The sequence below is a fragment of the Paenibacillus liaoningensis genome (assembly GCF_059609455.1).
This window is the reverse complement of sequence record NZ_JCAALU010000002.1, coordinates 394,148-409,790: the sequence shown is the minus strand read 5'-3', so window position 1 is coordinate 409,790 and position 15,643 is coordinate 394,148. Positions and strand designations below refer to the sequence as shown.

Here is a 15,643-nt window from a genome sequence, read left to right as displayed (position 1 = left end):
GAATTTGACAGCTTTGCGAACAATTTGTGAACTCTCTGTGGAACATTGACAAATAAGGGCTTCAACTTTATATTTAATAAGGTATTAAGGTCGCAGAAGTTGTCATTTTTTATTAGCTTAAAAACAAGCAGTTTGCCACAATTTCGGGGTGTTTACAGCTGCAAAAACGTCAAAAGTGGGGTTGATTATTGATGAATCGGTGGCAGTTTTTTAAACGGCTTGCGCCGCTTCTGGCCTTGATGGTATTGGTGCTGTCAGCATGCGGACGAGCAGATCTATCCGCGCTGAATCCCCAGGGGCCCGTAGCGCAAGAGCAATTCGGATTGATGAAGCTCGCATTTTCAATCATGATCGGTGTAGTAGTGATTGTATTTGCACTTTGTTTGTTTGTCATTGTCCGTTTTCGCAGACGTAAGGGAGATAAGTCGATTCCCAAGCAGGTCGAAGGTAGCCACAAGCTAGAGATTATTTGGACCGTAATTCCTATTATTCTCTTGATTATTTTGGGTGTTCCTACCGTTCAGACCGTATTTAACCTGTCAAAGGATCATTCAAACGATCCAGATGCGGTTAAAGTAATAGTAACTTCACATCAATATTGGTGGGAATTCGAGTATCCGGATCTGGGCGTCAAGACGGCGCAGGAGCTGGTTATTCCAAAAGGCAAGACCATTACAATTGAAGCGAAGACAGCAGACGTGCTTCACTCGTTCTGGGTTCCTTCCCTTGCAGGTAAAATCGATACTAATCCTGGTGGTTCAACAAATAAAATGTTCTTCTCGGCACCAAAAGAAGGCGTTTACTTGGGCAAATGTGCCGAGCTTTGCGGACCTTCCCACGGCTTGATGGACTTTAAGGTGAAATCGGTTGATGATGCATCGTTCGACCGATGGGTAGCAGCGCTTCAAGCGCCAGTAGCAATGCCAAGCGATCCGGCAATTGCCGCTGCTTTCGAAAGCAAATGTCTCGTTTGCCACGCTGTTGGCGACAAAGGCGGACCATTGTACCCGAACCTTACAGGTATCGGAAGCCGTGATTCCGTTGGTGGTATCCTGATTAATACAGATGATCCTCAGTACTCCAATGAAGGTTCCACTTATGACAATCTTCATCGTTGGATCGAAAATCCAGATGACATTAAACCTGGCAATCTGATGGGCAAGATCGATCTGACGCAGCAAGAGCTTGATGGTATTGCGAAATACTTATCGGAATTAACATTGGACTACGAAAAATAGATCATCGGTGATGAAAAGGAGGTACCAACTTGGCTCAAGGACACGCGGTTAAGCGTTACTCTGGTCTGATGGACTGGTTAACAACGGTTGACCACAAAAAAATCGGTATTTTATATTTGATCGCCGGCGGTTTTTTCTTTCTGGTCGGTGGTTTGGAAGCACTTCTTATTCGGATTCAGCTTTGGAAGCCGCTAAATGATTTCGTTAGTGCGGATACATACAATGAGCTGATTACTATGCACGGTACAACAATGATCTTCTTGGCTGCGATGCCGATGCTATTTGCTTTAATGAACGCGGTCGTGCCGCTGCAAATCGGCGCACGCGACGTTGCGTTTCCTTTTGTAAATGCACTTGGCTTCTGGACGTTTTTCTTCGGAGCCGTATTATTGAATGTCAGCTGGTTTACAAGCACAGGTGCGCCAGCCGCCGGCTGGACGGCTTACGCACCACTTTCGGGGCCGGCGTTCAGTACTGGCCATGGGATGGATTATTATGTCTTAGGTCTCCAGATAGCGGGTATTGGTACGCTTATCGGGGGGATTAACTTCCTGGTAACGATTATTAATATGCGTGCACCTGGCATGACCTTCATGCGGATGCCGATGTTTACATGGGCTTCGTTCATTACGTCGGCGCTTATCTTGTTCGCTTTCCCTGCACTTGCTGTAGGTTTGGCGGCACTGATGTTCGACAGGGTATTCGATGCCAACTTCTTCGACCCTAACAATGGCGGTAACGCTGTACTATGGGAGCATATTTTCTGGATTTTCGGACACCCTGAAGTGTATATTCTCATCCTGCCTGCCTTCGGTGTTATTTCCGAGGTAATCAGTACATTCTCGCGTAAACGCCTGTTCGGTTACAGCTCGATGGTGTTCGCGACAATTCTGATCGGCTTTTTGGGCTTCATGGTATGGGCGCATCACATGTTTACGACGGGTCTGGGGCCTGTAGCTAACGCATTGTTCTCAATAGCAACGATGCTGATTGCAGTGCCAACAGGTATTAAAATCTTCAACTGGATCTTTACAATGTGGGGCGGATCGATCAAGTTTACGAGCGCTAATTTGTATGCCGTTGGATTTATTCCGACCTTCGTAATGGGCGGCGTTACAGGCGTTATGCTTGCAGCTGCGCCAGCGGATTTCCAGTATCACGATACGTATTTCGTAGTTGCGCATTTCCACTACGTTATCGTCGGCGGTCTGATTTTAGGTATTTTCTCCGGTCTTCACTACTGGTGGCCTAAAATGTTCGGTCGCGTGTTGAATGAAACGCTTGGCAAATGGACGTTCTGGATGTTCTACATCGGTTTCCATCTGACATTCTTTATTCAGCATTTCCTCGGTTTGCTTGGTATGCCTCGTCGTATTTGGACGTACCTCGACGGCCTTGGATTTAATGAAATGAACTTGATTAGTACAATTGGTGCAATCATGATGGGTATTGGTACGATTATGTTCTTCCTGAACGTAGTTATCACTAATGCAAAACCACAAAATGCAGCGGATGATCCTTGGGAGGATGGCCGTACGCTGGAATGGACCATTCCATCGCCGCCTCCAGAATATAACTTTAAGCAAACTCCGCTTGTTCGCGGCTACGATGCTTATTGGAAAGAAAAAATGGATGGACACAAAGGCATGACGCCTGCTGAGCCAATTGGCTCGATCCATATGCCATCTCCTTCTATTCTGCCGTTCACAATGTCGCTTGGCTTGTTCATTACAGGCTTTGGCCTGATGTATTCGAGGGATTGGACGTTTATTACAGAACATATCGGTTTCTATGTTGCCGGTCTTGGCCTGTTAATAACGTTCGGAAGCATGTTCCTTCGCTCGGTATATGATGATCATGGTTTCCACATTGAGCCGGAAGAGTTGGAAGACAAGGGGGTTAAAGCATGAGTACACATTCACATGCAGAGGGGCATCTCCCTCATGAGCCCGAGAAAGCCACTCTTGAGGGCCGCAATAAAGTATTAGGCTTCTGGCTATTTCTTGGCGGTGAAACAGTTTTGTTCGGAACGCTGTTCTCGGCGTTCCTTGCCCTTCGCCATCAAGTGCTGGATGGACCGCAGCCAAGCGAGCTGTTCAAGCTTTCGCTCGTTGCAGCAGCAACTGCTATTTTGCTTACATCAAGCTTGACTAGCGTATTTGCTATCCAAGCGCTGCATAATCATAATGTAAAAGCTTTGATCAACTGGTTAATCGTAACCGTTGTGCTCGGACTTGGATTCCTAGGACTTGAAATTTATGAGTTTTACCACTATGTGCATGAAGGGCATGGCTTTACGACAAGTGCGTTCAGTTCTTCCTTCTATACGTTAGTCGGATTCCACGGTGCCCACGTTGCGTTCGGTATTTTCTGGATTTCCAGCATTATCGGACAGTTGATGAAAAAAGGCCTTACGGTTGTTACAGCTCCTAAAGTGTATGTTGCAGGTATGTACTGGCACTTTATCGACGTAGTTTGGGTATTTATCTTCACCGTCGTTTATTTGATGGGAAAGGTGGTCTAGCCAAATGGCAAGCAATCACTCGACAGCTGAAGAGCAGCGTCCAGTTCGCCACAACTCAGAAGGACCGAAGAAGCACATTATTGCCTTCATTTTCTCCATATTGCTGACACTCGTAGCATTTGCTGCGGTAGCGGCTGGCGAAATCAATAAAAGCTTTATCTACATCATTATTATGGGTTGCGCTATGCTCCAAGTGTTCGTGCAAATGGCATTCTGGATGCATATGAAAGACCGTGGCCACGTTTTTGCTACGGTCGGCATTCTTATGGGTGTATTTATTGCATTTACGTGTATCGTTATGGCGGAATATTGGGTTTGGTGGTAATAGAGATTTACAATTGCACAGAGGAGGGGTCCCGGGTGGGTTCCCTCCTCTTTTGCAGAAGATAAAGGGAGGTTGCAGCCATGCTTGGCCTGGAATATTTCAGTTTTGAAGAGTTGTGGACCCCATGGTATATGTTCGGTACAATTGCTGTCCTAATTTTGTATTTTTATTTGAACGGACCATGGCGGGAGAAGCACGCACCGCAAGAGGTGTCCGCAACAGGCAAGCAGCGGTTTATGTTTGTTGTTTCGGCTATTCTCTATTATTTGTGCAATGGCGGGCCGCTTAATTTCCTGGGACATTTAATGTTTACCTTCCATATGTTCAATATGTCGATTTCTTATCTCATTGTGCCGCCGATGCTTATATTATCGATACCCGCATTTATGTGGCGCAAGCTGTTTGCTTCGAAAAAATGGCGTTCACTCAACTTTCTAATGAATCCTATTTTATCGCTGCTGCTGTTTAATCTATTATTTTCTTTTTACCATGTACCAGTCATACATGACTTTGTCATGACCCACTATACGATTCACCGTATCTATTATTTTGTTATGCTAATTGCTGCGATCATGATGTGGTGGCAGATTGCATGTCCTGTGCCGGAATGGAATCGCCTGACGGATTTGAAGAAGATGGCGTATGTTTTCGCGAATGGCATTTTGCTGACTCCCGCGTGCGCCTTAATTATATTTGCAAGCTCTCCCTTATATGCGGTATATAATGATCCAAACGTCTGGGTTCAGGCGATGGGGTATTGTGTGTCGGGCGATCCGACGCGGCTGCTTACGATGTTCGACGGTCCTCAATTTTTCAATTTAATGGAAGTGGTAGAAGACCAGCAGCTAGGCGGCATCGTCATGAAGCTATTGCAAGAGTTGATGTACGGGATTATACTGGCGTATATATTCTCACAATGGTACAAGCGTGAGCATAAAGAAGACGATTTGCCCAATAGCAACACAGGTACGGCATAATATACAGGCGGATTTACTATTTTACCGATATAGGTGGGATCGACATTGGATTGGTATTTTATTCTCCCTACAATAAGCACATCATTTATCGTTATTAGTGCGATTCTGGTTGCGATTGGTTGGGGACTGATTATTAAGCGTAAAGTTGAGGCGCATAAGAAAGTGATGATCGCAGCTGCAATTGCAGCCATCATCTTCTTTATTATTTACTCCTCGCGAACAATAGTTGTCGGCAATACGACATGGGGCGGACCCGACAGCATGCATCTCTATTATGTTGTCTTTCTGATTTTCCACATTACGCTTGCAACGGTAGCAGCGGTATTCGGCATTACGACGCTCGTGCTGGGCTTCAAGAGCAAATATGCCAAGCATCGCAAATGGGGCCGCGTAACGTCGATTATCTGGTTTTTCACAGCGATTACGGGTGTTATCGTTTATGTTCTGCTGTATTTATTATATCCAGGCGGCCATACGAAGCCGATGATTGATGCTATATTTGGTCTATAAAGTTCATATTACAAGGAAGCCGCGAAGCTGATTCGCGGCTTTGCTGTATTAAGGGGGATTTGCCTTGTCCAGAGAGATTCGTTCAGATGAGCTGGCGGCGCTCAAGGAAATTGCGGAGATGCTCAATTCGATGAATGATATGAAGGTTATGCTGAATGCGGTACTGGTGAAGCTTCTTGAGGTTACCAGCTTTACGACGGGCTGGATCTTCTTGCTTGATGAGCATTCAGACAGCATATGTGCGGCCGCGCAAAATCTCCCCTCAACCCTTGCAGCCAACGATAATGCAGCAATGTGCGGAGAAGGCTGCTGGTGCACCGAAAGCTATCGCCAAAACAAGCTGAATCGTGCGGTCAACATTATTGAATGCTCCCGAATTGTATATGCTGCGGAATACAATGCTGGCGATAAAGGCGGCTTGACGCATCATGCGACGGTGCCACTGAAGGCAGGCGCGGAGAGCTTTGGATTGCTGAATGCTGCGCAGGCGGGCAAAGAATTTTTTTCAAATGAGGAGCTTGCCCTGCTGCAGGCAGTTGCGTACCAGATAGGCACAGCGATTAAGCGTATCCGCCTATATCAGGCACAGGAGCGAAATGCGCTGCTCTATGCGAAGCTTGGCGAGGTCATTACGCGCATCCATGCGGTGCAGGACATTAGCCAGCTGCCCTTGAAAGCGGTTGAACATATAAGCGCTGCTTTCGACTGGCCGCAAATTGCATTATTCGTCTATGAGCAGGACAAGCTTTCGCTTCGAGCTTATTACGACGGGCAGCAGACGAGGGAAGGCTGGCAGCAGCTCGATTGTGGAAACGGGGGAGTTGTGGCTGACGCTTTTCACCAAAATCGTCTTGTCGTTGTTGCAGATAGCAAGGAGGAAGCAGTCGTCCCGCTAACAGCGAAAGGTCTAAAGGCATTCACATCGGCTGCAGCGATTCCGCTGCGAAGAGGCAGCTGTCCCTATGGTGTTTTGTTCATTAGCAGTAACGATAGTGGGCAATTCGATCATTATCATGAAGAATTTATGTATGCCCTCGGTGAGCATTTGACGCTCAGCATTGATAATTTGAGAGTAAATGAACAGCGCCGGGAGCTTGCCCGTATGGAGGAACGAATCCGAATGGCACGGGATTTGCATGATTCGGTGATGCAAAAAATATTTTCGCTGTCTTTTATCGCTAAAGGGGCAGAAAAGATTCTCGGCGGGAAAGAGCCGATCGTGGAACGCTCGCTTCAGGAAATGGCCAGCTTGTCGCAGGAAACGCTGGGGGAGATGCGGACGCTTATTTGGCAGCTGCATCCCGCTGGTCTTGAGAATGGTCTGCTTCCTGCGCTTAAGCAGTATGGCGAAAGGATGGACCTTGTCGTACTTGCAGAGGCGGAAGGGCTGAAGGAGCTGCCCCGTGCGCTTGAAGAAGGCTTATGGCGGATTGGCCAAGAAGGGCTTAACAACATTCGAAAGCACTCAGGTGCAGAAGCTGCCTATATTCGGCTTGTGAAATCAGAGCGGGAAGTAACGCTGGAAATTGAGGATCATGGTCGAGGCTTTTCTCCTAAACAACTGCAGGGACAGACGATGGGGATGCTGTCTATGCGCGAAAGAGCAGAGGCGCTCGGCGGTGAGTTTATCATTCATAGCGAAATGGGGCAGCGAACCGTCATTCGGGCGAGCATACCGCTGGCAGCAGAGGAGGGAGGATGAACGGTGAAAATTAAGCTTTTACTCGTTGACGATCATCAAATTGTTTTGAAGGGCATCGCTTTCTTTCTAAATTTGCAGCCGGATTTTGAAATTGTCGGAGAGGCAGGCAACGGGAAGGAAGCAGTGGAGAAAGCGGCTGAGCTCCAGCCGGATATGATCTTGATGGACCTGCAAATGCCTGTCATGGATGGGATTGAGGCAAGCCGAATCATTGCCGAGCAGCATCCAGCGATTAAAGTGCTGGTGCTGACCAGCTTCGCAGACCGCGGCCATATTGTTCCTGCTCTTCAGACGGGGGCGATTGGGTATATGCTGAAGGATGTCGCACCGGATCAGCTGGCGGAGGCGATACGCAGCGCTTATAAAGGCAATATTCAGCTGCATCCCGATATTTCCAGCGTGCTAATCGGGGGTGGGACGCCAGCTGGACGGTTTGAAAGAACAGAGGATCGTTTATTGCATCCTCCGCTCCAATTACAGTCGGAACCCGATTCAACACGCGCTAAGTCAGATCAATTAGCCTTTACATCGCTAACGCCTCGTGAAATAGAGGTGCTTAGGCAGCTGATGAAAGGGAAAAGCAATAAAGAAATTGCCCGGGAATTAGTCGTTGCCGAAAAAACAGTCAAAACCCATGTCAGCAGCATTCTTAGCAAGCTGGATGTAACCGATCGAACACAAGCCGCGCTGCGCGGTATTCATTATTTGGGCCCAGAGTCGTAAGACTAGACCTAAGCCCTCTGAGACTCAAAACGGGCGACTTTCATGCTATTGGCCGATGATTTGTAAGAAAAAGGCTTGTAAAATAAAGCTTATTACAAATACACAATTGAGAAGCTGCCCGCATTGAGCGCTTTTTTACGGAGGGAATAATTATTATGAGCACTGTACTTTTTGTGAAAGCAAATGATCGTGGTTTGGACCAAGCAGTGAGCGTGAAGCTCTATCAAGCGTTCCTAGATACTTACAAAGAGACACATCCAAATGATAGCGTTACGGAACTGGATTTGTTCCAAGAAGAGCTTCCGTATTTGAATGCCAATATGATTAACGGTAAATTTAAAGCGGCGCGCGGTTATGAGCTGACACCTGAGGAGCAAGCGGCGGTTAATGTTTCCAGCAAATATATTGATCAATTTCTTGCTGCGGACAAGGTCGTTTTCGGTTTTCCACTGTGGAACCTGACGATTCCAGCTGTGCTGCATACGTATATTGACTACATTTACGAAGCAGGCAAAACGTTCAAATATACCGAGCAAGGTCCGGTTGGCCTTATTCCTGATAAAAAGGTAGCTCTGCTGAATGCAAGAGGCGGCGTATACTCCGAAGGTCCAGCAGCGGCAGCTGAAATGTCCCTCAATTATGTCCGCAATATTATGCAATTTTTCGGCGTAACGAATTTCGAAATCGTCATTGCAGAAGGCCACAACCAAATGCCTAATGAAGCGGAAGCTATTGTTGCGCATGCAATCGAAGAAGCGAAAGCAGCAGCAGCACGCTTCTAAAACAGCAGCACATCCTACATTTTAAAAGCTATAAAGCCTTGGCCAGAGCCTAATAAGCTCATGTCCAAGGCTTTTTTTGATTTGCCGCTTAACAAACATGGCTAGGCAGAGCCCTTTTTCAAAAAAAATGCTGGGATGGATTGACAACCGATTTAGGTGTGATTATACTGTGTATAAAGATATATACAGTATATAGAGTGACTGGAGGAAAACTTGTGAGTATGTGGCAAGGGGCATGGCATATTTTAGTTTATGAATTGCGGAAAACACGATGGGGTTTTCTAGCTTCGTTTTTACTAGCTATATATATGGCAATTGTGTTGGGGATGTTGTACCAAATTAACGAATTGGATGTTTCGGCAGGTGAATATTGGGCGATCGATTTTGTTTTTCTTACGACGCTGCCTTGCCTCGGTTTTGGGCTAAGCCGCTCTAATATGTTCTGGTTCAATGATACCTATAGTGGCAAGCTGGCAGAATGGCGTACGATGCCGATTACAGTACCGCAGATTATATGGGGGAGAATACTGCAGCTGGCGGTTATGCTTTTCCCGATGCAAATCATTTTCTTCCTGATTCAATATTTTTTAGTGGATGGCTTAAGTGAGGCAATTTCTCCGGGTGCTTATCTTTTATATGGACTATTCTGGTTTTTCTATTCGCTTGGCTTTGCTGCTACGTATGCCATTTGGGAATATGGCTTCACGGGAAAGACGTACATGCTCGTGTGTGTGCTGTACTGCATTGTGTTTTTGATCATCAGCGCTCTGCTCAGCTTTAATGGCATTTCGATCGTCAACTATTCGCTGATAGGAATTGGAAATGGGGAGTGGTGGTATTTGCTAGTTGGGATGCTAGTCAGTATGATTGGAATCACCATTAGTTATAGAGGTCTAAAACATCGGCTGGAGACGCGCAGCTTTAAATAGGCAATTGAGTAAATAAGCAAAGAAGGTGAAGCCGTGTGGCTGCCGATTCAAATTAATGAGCAGAGCGCCGAGCCGCTTTATTATCAAATAGAAGTCCAGCTGAGAGCGCTGATTGTCAGTGGGCAATTGTCAGAAGGAACGCTGCTCCCCTCAATCCGGGAGCTTGCACAATCGCTCAAATGCAGCGTCATCACGGTACGCCGGGTTTATCAGGACCTGGAGTCGGAAGGGCTGCTGCGAACGAGGCAAGGAACGGGCACCTACGTTGCGGCGGTTGAGCAGGATGATCGTGACCGATACCGCTTAGTGGCTGTCGTCGAAGCATTCGAGGCGGCGATAACAGCGGGACAGCGGGTGAAGTGCTCACGCGAGGAGCTGGAACAGATTTTTCGCGAGCAGCTGGAGAAGCATTTTAAAGATCAAGCCTAGAGGGAGGACAAGAGATGAGCAACGAGACGGCTATTCATATAAAAAAAGTTGAGCTGCGGCGTGATCGGTTTCAGCTAGGGCCGCTTTCATTGGAAGTGCCGAAGGGATACGTTACTGCAATTGTCGGCCCGAATGGTTCAGGCAAAAGCTCGACCTTTCGGATGCTGCTGGACTTGATCAAGCCTGATAAAGGCGAGCTGAGCGTACTTGGCCATTCCATTGCAGACCAGAAGGATATCGACTGGAAAAATAAAATCGGTTATGTGCCCGAGCTGTTTGGCAGTCATGAGAATAAGCTGAGGGCTTCGGATAAGACCGATTTTGTGCAAAAATGGTACCCGAATTGGGACGTGAATTTGTATCGTGAAATTTTGCGAATGTTCGAGGTCGATGACAGCATCAGGCTTGGCAAAATGTCCAAAGGGACGCGGCGCAAGTATGAGTTTGCACTTGTACTCGCCCATCATCCCGAGCTGCTGCTGCTTGATGAGCCTTCCTCTGGCTTCGATCCGCTGGCTTGGCGCAGCATGATGAGCTTTTTGCACAATTATATGAATGATGGAGAGCGAACGATTCTTATGGCCTCTCACATTGTGGATGAAGTAAAGCGTCTCGCGGATTACATCGTCTTTATGTCGCAAGGCCGCATACTGGGCATGTACGAGAAGGATGAGCTGCTCAGCAGCTGGCATATGTTTTATGTGAATGGCAGAGAGCTTGAAGGCAGGGATGTGAGGAGTATTCCCGGCCAATGCGTGGTGGAAGATGCAGGCTGCGGCAATCTGCGAATCATTACGCGGCAGGCACTGGAAACCGAGCGCTGGCTTGAGCAGGCGAGCATCGAGATCATGGGGCGGCAGGCGCTCGACCTTGATGATATTTTGGCGGTATTAATCCAGCAGGACAGACAGCATATTAGAGCTTGATATCAAGGAGGAGACGACAATGAAGCCACTAAAAATTGAACAAATCTATAAGCAGTATGGCGATAAAACAGCAGTAAATGGCATTAGCCTGGAAGTAGGAGAAGGCGAAATTTACGGCCTGCTAGGTGCGAACGGCGCGGGCAAAACGACGACGATGCGAATGGTGCTGGGACTTATTTTTCCCGATGGGGGACAAATTTTATATAACGGCAAGCCTTACAGCCATAATCAGCTGCAAATGCTCGGTTATTTGCCGGAGGAACGGGGGATGTATCCGCGTGTTCGCGTAAGCGACCAGCTGCTGTATTTGGCGAAGCTGCGGGGGATGTCGAAGCGGGATGCCGATCAAAGCTTGAAGTATTGGCTGGAAAAATTCGGCGTGCCGGAATATTACAATAAGAAGCTGGAGGAGCTGTCGAAGGGCAACCAGCAAAAAATCCAGTTCATTGCCTCGGTCATCCATAAGCCGAAAATCGTCATTTTGGATGAAGCCTTTAGCGGGCTTGACCCGGTGAACGTGGAGCTGCTGAAGGCAGCGGTGAAGGAGCTGCGTGAAGAAGGTACGACGATGCTGTTCTCGACACACCGCATGGAGCATGTGGAAGAGCTGTGCCGCAATATTACGATCATGCACCGCTCGAACGCGGTACTGCAGGGCAACCTTAAGGAGCTTAAGGGCCAATATCCTCGCGAGCGCGTCATGCTAGGCACCGAGCGCACCGTGAAGGGGCTTGAGACGCTGGAAGGCGTAACGAATGTGCAGCGCAATGAATCGGGTTACGAGCTCCGTATTGAGAACGAAGCGGCGGGCGGGCTTATTTTACGCCATGCGATGGAGCAAACGGAAATTAAGCGGTTTGAAATTATGGAGCCAACCCTAAACGAAATCTTTATAAAATTGGTGGGTGAAAAGCATGAGTAATTTTTGGACAGTCGTCAGCTTCACCGTTCGCAATAAGTTTCGGACAAAATCCTTTTTGGTTATGACGTTGATTTTTGCAATTATTATTACGATTGGTGCTAATCTGCCTTATCTCATCTCCCAGTTTAACAATGACGAAGTAAAAACCACTTCTATTGGTTATATTCAGGCGGAAGCGGGCAGTGGGGCAGAGGGGACTAAGCTTGCGGAGCAGCTCAAAGTCTATTATTCGCAGCAGGAGCAGCCAAATGTTGAGCTGGTTGATTTTGCGGATACGGGTGCCAATGCGGGTAATGAGCAAGCACTTAAGCAGGGCATTATCGATCAGAAAATTAAAGGATATTTGACCTTTGGCGACGTTCAGGCAAACGGGCTTCCAGCTGTAACTTATAAATCCGAGAAGCTGCTGGATGAATCTACAACCCGTTCCCTGCAAGGGGCGCTGCAAAACATACGCACCGAAATGATTTTCAAGGAAGCCGGACTGAGCGAGGAACAAAAGGGACAGCTGTTCGCGCCGGTAACGATTGATACCATGCAAATTGCTGCTGAAGCGGGAGCAGGTTCCAATGCAGAGGGGCTGTCCCCAGAGCAGCAAGCGGTCAATATGGGACTCGTATCGATTATTGTCATTATGCTGTTCTTTGTTATTATGGTGACGGGGCAGCTGATTGCGACAGAAATTACATCGGAAAAAGGCTCGCGGGTTATGGAAATTCTCATTACCAGCGTATCGCCGTTGACACAAATGTTCGGAAAGGTGTTCGGGATGTTCCTCGTCGGCTTGTTCCAGCTGGTGCTGTATGGAGCCGTTATGATCATCAATTTATCGATGCCGCAAAATAAAGATGCGTTCACGAATTTGAATATTCATTTTGACCAAATTGATCCGTCGCTGATTGTGTATGCGGTCATCTACTACTTGGCAGGCTATTTCCTGTATGCGATGCTGTATGCGGCAATCGGTTCCATTGTGAGCCGGACGGAGGATCTGGCACAGGCAGTCATGCCGATTACGATTTTATCGCTGGCAGGCTTCTACATTAGCACATTCAGTATTTCGAATCCGGACACGATGCTCGTGAAAGTCGCTTCCTATGTGCCGTTTTTCTCGCCATTCGTTATGATGCTGCGAATTGGGCTGACGAACCCGCCAGTGTGGCAGGTGCTGCTGTCCTTAGGCATTTTGTTCGTATCGATCTACATCTTCGGCTGGCTGGGAGCGAAAATTTATCGCACCGGCGTCCTAATGTATGGCAAGCGCCCGACGTTTAAGGAGCTGCGCAAGGCGATGCGGGCTTATAAGGTTTAGATTGTTTTGATCATGTGTGTAGACTTTATTTAATAATGACGCTAATTTTATAGTGTTTTGTCGTTACAAAAGCCAGTAGCTAAAAAAGCCTGATTCTACTGGCTTTTGTTAATCAACGGTTCAGATAGTTAAAATGAAGAAAAGTGAGGATTGACGAGAACGGCCTCAATGCTCTGAGTAGAGAGCCAATGTGCCAGAGGCGCTCATTTTTGTTCAAACTCCAAATTATTCGTATTACAGGAATTCTAACGGTCAGGTTATTTCTAATGGCTAAAACATTAGAGGAACTTGAAGGGGGAGTCTGGTGGGAACCTCAAATGAATACAGCTGAATAAAAACATGACGGCAGTTGGCCACAATGTCCTATGTGAGTAATAATTTAAAGTTCAAAATTGAAAATATAAACAGAACAGACCTGCCGATATTTTCATCCGGCAGGTTTGTTTTCCGTTAAGCGATATTTCACTAAATTAGTGGTTCTTGAATCAATGTTGCGAATTTAAATTGGTGAACATGACCATCATTTAATGTCGTTTGACCTGTTACAAAATGTACGTGTTTACCATTTCCTACTGGAATTGCAGGCCCTGTTTTAATCTTTTTCAGTTTATGAAAATGGTTAAAGAAATCCGTTTTCGTTAGATCGATTTCATGGATATGGCTTTTTCCTACTCGAATCGCTTGGCCTGTAACTCCAGCAAAGCGATGGTTATGTCGATCATCGCCTTCTTCAGCCAATTTAGTACTTCCTTCAAATTCGTGTACGTGCCGCTGTACCTTTTTACAATTTTTTGTTTTCTTCCTTACAGGTCCCTTTTTCTGCATTTGTGGCATGCCTCCTCATGTTGATGTGTTACACCACATTCTATTAATGAAAACAAATATGAGTGCTAGGCAACTATCAATGGTTAGGAATTCAGCCGATTAAGCTCATTGACATGACGTCAAAGAGGGCCAGTTCGACGTTATATGGGATACGTATCAGAAAGATTTGATCGATGCGGGCGTAGAGAAGTTGGAAGACAGCTACGGGGCTCTAGTGAAAGATCGCCTATCATTATGGAATGATTAATCGCATTATATGACATGGAAGAGCCTGTTAACGCAGGCTCTTTTGCCGTCTTCATAGCTGAGTTAGGAGCTAATATGGGTTTTATTATTATCAGGTAGATCTTCCAGTATAAACGTTAAATTGGAATTACAATCCCAGACCATTCGACTTCAAAAAGGATTTGATCGTTTAATGGGAGACGTCTGATTTTATTATTTCATCCATTCCTGGACTCGTGCGTTCTGTTGAGAGAAAACAAAGAATCAGTGAACGTACATTTGATCTCCTTGTAGTAGACGAAGCGCACTGCCTTAAAAATCACACCACAGCTACATACAAGTTTATCTACAGTATAAGTAAGATAAACACATTACTTATGTCTGCTACACCTATCCAAAATGATATTAGAGAACTTTATAATCTCGTGAACATATTAAAACCAGGATACTTACGTAGTCGAAAACTATTCAGAGAAAAGTATATGGTTAACCGTTATACACCCAAAAATATTCAAAACCTTAAAGAACTTCTTAATAACGTAATGGTCAGAAATCGAAGGGCTAATACATTAGTGGAGCTGCCAAGACGGCAAGTTTATAGCATTGAGATAGAGTTGTCTGATACCGAGAGGAAATTCCATAATCAAGTTATAGATTTCTGTAGAAATATTTATCGTAAGTATGTAGATGACCAAATTCCTATTGGATGGGATAAGACGGAGATCAATTTAATTGTTCTTATTCTAATGATGCTTCTGAAGCAAAATTGCAGTAGCCCACAATCAACCTTGAGGACTCTCAAGAATCGAATGCTGCCTCGATTATCAGGACTAGATGACCAAAAAATATGTGAAGATCTTATTGGTTTTGGTGAAAGTATTGGAGTACCGACTAAGACAGCAGAATTACTGAAAATCATTAAAGCTAATCGCAATCAAGTCATCGTATATTCTGAATATCTTGCAACCATTGAAATGCTAAAGTCTGTGTTTACCGATCATGACGTGACTTTTACTACTTTTCAAGGGGGCCTCTCTTCTAGCGAAAAGCAAATGTCTATCGAACGATTTCGAAATGGAGATTGCCAAGTTTTGATATCAACAGAATCAGGCGGTCAAGGTCTCAATCTACAATTTTGTGATTGAGGGTGGTGGGGAGAACAGTTTTAAGAACGGGATCTATGCTCCCTAAAAGGCCAACGTTCTTCCCGACTACTGCCATCTTAAAGTGCCTAATAAAATAAGCCAACCATAAATCTCTGGCTGACCTAATAATACGAAAAAGGCCATGCACT

At 46.1% G+C, this 15,643-nt stretch carries 16 protein-coding genes; 15 read left to right on the top strand and 1 reads right to left on the bottom strand.

Annotated features, from left to right (window positions below):
* Window positions 1–188: 188 nt before the first annotated feature.
* The 14 genes from coxB (at window position 189) to AC6B99_RS04415 (ending at window position 13,299) form a co-directional block, all read left to right on the top strand.
* Window positions 189–1,238, top strand: a complete 1,050-nt coding sequence (gene coxB / locus AC6B99_RS04480) for a cytochrome c oxidase subunit II (protein WP_056042924.1) — start codon at window positions 189–191, stop codon at window positions 1,236–1,238.
* 68 nt (window positions 1,239–1,306) lie between these two features.
* Complete coding sequence (gene ctaD / locus AC6B99_RS04475) at window positions 1,307–3,148, top strand: cytochrome c oxidase subunit I (protein ID WP_099521416.1); 1,842 nt, start codon at window positions 1,307–1,309, stop codon at window positions 3,146–3,148.
* Window positions 3,145–3,762, top strand: a complete 618-nt coding sequence (locus AC6B99_RS04470) for a cytochrome (ubi)quinol oxidase subunit III (RefSeq protein ID WP_046234813.1) — start codon at window positions 3,145–3,147, stop codon at window positions 3,760–3,762. Before ctaD ends, AC6B99_RS04470 begins: the two co-directional genes overlap by 4 nt.
* Before the next feature lie 4 nt (window positions 3,763–3,766).
* Window positions 3,767–4,087 (top strand): cytochrome C oxidase subunit IV family protein, encoded by a 321-nt coding sequence (locus AC6B99_RS04465; RefSeq protein ID WP_494859249.1) that lies wholly within the window; start codon window positions 3,767–3,769, stop codon window positions 4,085–4,087.
* 80 nt (window positions 4,088–4,167) lie between these two features.
* Window positions 4,168–5,064: a cytochrome c oxidase assembly factor CtaG gene (ctaG, locus tag AC6B99_RS04460; protein WP_496662841.1), complete on the top strand. Its 897-nt coding sequence runs from the start codon at window positions 4,168–4,170 to the stop codon at window positions 5,062–5,064.
* Between the two features lie 45 nt (window positions 5,065–5,109).
* Window positions 5,110–5,574, top strand: coding sequence for a DUF420 domain-containing protein (locus AC6B99_RS04455; protein ID WP_056042917.1), 465 nt, complete (start codon window positions 5,110–5,112; stop codon window positions 5,572–5,574).
* Window positions 5,575–5,638: 64 nt separating this feature from the next.
* Window positions 5,639–7,276, top strand: a complete 1,638-nt coding sequence (locus tag AC6B99_RS04450; RefSeq protein ID WP_496662840.1) for a GAF domain-containing sensor histidine kinase — start codon at window positions 5,639–5,641, stop codon at window positions 7,274–7,276.
* Window positions 7,277–7,279: 3 nt separating this feature from the next.
* Window positions 7,280–7,999, top strand: a complete 720-nt coding sequence (locus AC6B99_RS04445) for a response regulator (RefSeq protein WP_496662839.1) — start codon at window positions 7,280–7,282, stop codon at window positions 7,997–7,999.
* 155 nt (window positions 8,000–8,154) lie between these two features.
* Window positions 8,155–8,781 (top strand): FMN-dependent NADH-azoreductase, encoded by a 627-nt coding sequence (locus tag AC6B99_RS04440; protein ID WP_056042914.1) that lies wholly within the window; start codon window positions 8,155–8,157, stop codon window positions 8,779–8,781.
* A 215-nt stretch (window positions 8,782–8,996) separates the two neighbouring features.
* Complete coding sequence (locus tag AC6B99_RS04435; RefSeq protein ID WP_155973613.1) at window positions 8,997–9,710, top strand: hypothetical protein; 714 nt, start codon at window positions 8,997–8,999, stop codon at window positions 9,708–9,710.
* Window positions 9,711–9,743: 33 nt separating this feature from the next.
* Window positions 9,744–10,139 (top strand): GntR family transcriptional regulator, encoded by a 396-nt coding sequence (locus AC6B99_RS04430; RefSeq protein ID WP_494859259.1) that lies wholly within the window; start codon window positions 9,744–9,746, stop codon window positions 10,137–10,139.
* 14 nt (window positions 10,140–10,153) lie between these two features.
* Window positions 10,154–11,065: an ABC transporter ATP-binding protein gene (locus tag AC6B99_RS04425; RefSeq protein ID WP_496662838.1), complete on the top strand. Its 912-nt coding sequence runs from the start codon at window positions 10,154–10,156 to the stop codon at window positions 11,063–11,065.
* Between the two features lie 19 nt (window positions 11,066–11,084).
* Complete coding sequence (locus AC6B99_RS04420; RefSeq protein ID WP_056042907.1) at window positions 11,085–11,987, top strand: ABC transporter ATP-binding protein; 903 nt, start codon at window positions 11,085–11,087, stop codon at window positions 11,985–11,987.
* Window positions 11,980–13,299 carry an ABC transporter permease gene (locus tag AC6B99_RS04415; RefSeq protein WP_056042905.1) on the top strand — a complete coding sequence of 440 codons (1,320 nt, stop codon included), beginning with the start codon at window positions 11,980–11,982 and terminating at the stop codon, window positions 13,297–13,299. The genes AC6B99_RS04420 and AC6B99_RS04415 overlap by 8 nt, the downstream gene beginning before the upstream one ends.
* 465 nt (window positions 13,300–13,764) lie before the next feature.
* Here AC6B99_RS04415 and AC6B99_RS04410 read toward each other — a convergent pair whose 3' ends face one another.
* Window positions 13,765–14,124 carry a YmaF family protein gene (locus tag AC6B99_RS04410; RefSeq protein WP_056042903.1) on the bottom strand — a complete coding sequence of 120 codons (360 nt, stop codon included), beginning with the start codon at window positions 14,122–14,124 and terminating at the stop codon, window positions 13,765–13,767.
* A gap of 461 nt (window positions 14,125–14,585) precedes the next feature.
* Here AC6B99_RS04410 and AC6B99_RS04405 point away from each other — a divergent pair, with 461 nt between their 5' ends.
* Window positions 14,586–15,494, top strand: a complete 909-nt coding sequence (locus tag AC6B99_RS04405; RefSeq protein WP_496662837.1) for a DEAD/DEAH box helicase — start codon at window positions 14,586–14,588, stop codon at window positions 15,492–15,494.
* Window positions 15,495–15,643: the final 149 nt, after the last annotated feature.